This window comes from Leuconostoc lactis KCTC 3528 = DSM 20202 (assembly GCF_014651235.1).
GTDB classification, from domain to species: domain Bacteria; phylum Bacillota; class Bacilli; order Lactobacillales; family Lactobacillaceae; genus Leuconostoc; species Leuconostoc lactis.
Map to the genome: position 1 here is coordinate 1 of NZ_BMWM01000053.1, position 1730 is coordinate 1730.

General features: G+C 44.6%; 2 protein-coding genes. One reads left to right on the forward strand and one right to left on the reverse strand.

What is annotated here, in order from left to right:
• The first annotated feature begins 246 nt into the window (after positions 1-246).
• Positions 247-966, forward strand: coding sequence for an MIP/aquaporin family protein (locus tag IE039_RS08255; protein ID WP_029510047.1), 720 nt, complete (start codon positions 247-249; stop codon positions 964-966).
• A gap of 38 nt (positions 967-1004) precedes the next feature.
• Here IE039_RS08255 and IE039_RS08260 read toward each other — a convergent pair.
• A partial coding sequence (locus tag IE039_RS08260) for an RluA family pseudouridine synthase (protein WP_229782871.1) occupies positions 1005-1730 on the reverse strand: 726 nt, incomplete at its 5' end.

A 1730-nucleotide genomic window follows, 5' to 3' on the forward strand; every position in this document is an offset into this window, starting at 1 on the left:
CACCAATCGAGATCTTCTTACTTAATCTACGTCACTAAATTCGTTCAAGTTATTTCTTGCAATCTGCCGTTATTGTAAACGCTTTCAACAAAATATATTCTATCACAGGCTGTTATAAAAAACTACTACCTCTGCTGACATTTAATACTTTGCTGATTTTACGGCCTTATTTAAGTGTAATTTAATGTAAAAGTGTATAATAGAATGTGTTGATAATTTTTCATCTAAAATTAAGGAGAATCACACATGCGTAAGTACATCGCAGAATTCCTCGGCACATTTATCCTAGTCGCCGTTGGAACTGGTAGCATTGTTTATTCAGCTGCTACAGCACCATCACCACTCACCATTGCCCTAGCCTTTGGCTTGGCACTAACTGGTGGTATTTATGCCTTTGCACAAATTTCAGGTGCCCACTTTAACCCAGCCGTTTCATTAGCAATGGCCATTCAAAAGCGTCTCTCATGGCTTGAATTTGTTGGTTATGTGATTGCGCAATTGCTTGGGGCTTTGGTTGCTTCACTTGCCGTTTACGGTGGTATCTCAGCCTACTTGAAGTCAGCTACTGTGACGCAAGCATTGTCAGGTCAAAAGATGACTGTGCAACAATTCGTTGACATTGCTGGTTTGGGACAAACAAACTTTGCCAATGGTCAAGCCTTGACAGCCTTCATGTTCGAATTAGTTTTGACTTTCTTATTCGTCCTTGTGATTTTGATTGTCACAAAGTCAGCTAGCGTACCAGCACCCCTTGTAATCGGTATCTTATTGGCAGCCTTCATTATTGTCGCATTGCCAATTACTGGTGGTGCCCTTAACCCAGCACGTGCTTTGTCACCCGTTATCTTTGTGAAGGGTAACGCGCTTGGTCACGTTTGGGTCTATGTTGTCGCTGATTTGCTTGGTGGTGTATTAGCAGCCTTTGCCGCTAACTACCTCAACAAAGATGTTGACGCAGCCGCTTAAATCAACAATATAAAAAGCAGCGCTTGATGCGCTGCTTTTTATATTGTCCTTAATTGTCTCGGAAAATCTGTCGGGATAGCCCCACTAATCGTTACCGTCCCCCCATCAAAAGGTAATGGCACAGTGATAGTTGCTGCATGTAACATCATGCGTGTCGCAGATGTTTCTGGCTGATAAAGCGGATCCCCAATAATGGGATGACCAATGCTTGCCAGATGAACCCGTATTTGGTGCATCCGCCCAGTATCCAACTGCACCCGCAGCAGTGAATTTTGATACACAGTATGGCTTAGTGCCCAATAGGTTCTAGCGGGTTGGGCAGCGATGCCGTTAATGACCCGTCGGCGTTCATCGTGTGGATCAATGCCAATCGGTGTGTTGATCTCACCCGCTGGCTTGTCCACTGCGCCCTGTACCCAAGCCAAATACGTCCGTTTAATCGCTTTTTGCGCGAGTAGCCGATTGAGAATAGGGACGACGATAGGATTTTTCGCTACAATCACGGCACCTGATGTATCACGATCAATGCGATGCACCATATAAGGTCGTGCCGGTTGGCCTGCACTCATGAGATGACGTGCTTGGAAGTCCGCCGCCAAATAATTCAGCAACGTATCCGCTTCATGCGGTGCATGTGGATGCATTTTCATGCCGGCTGGCTTATCGACTACGACGAAATCATCATTTTCAAAGGGCAGATTGCAAGAAATAACTTGAACGAATTTAGTGACGTAGATTAAGTAAGAAGATCTCGATTGGTGTAT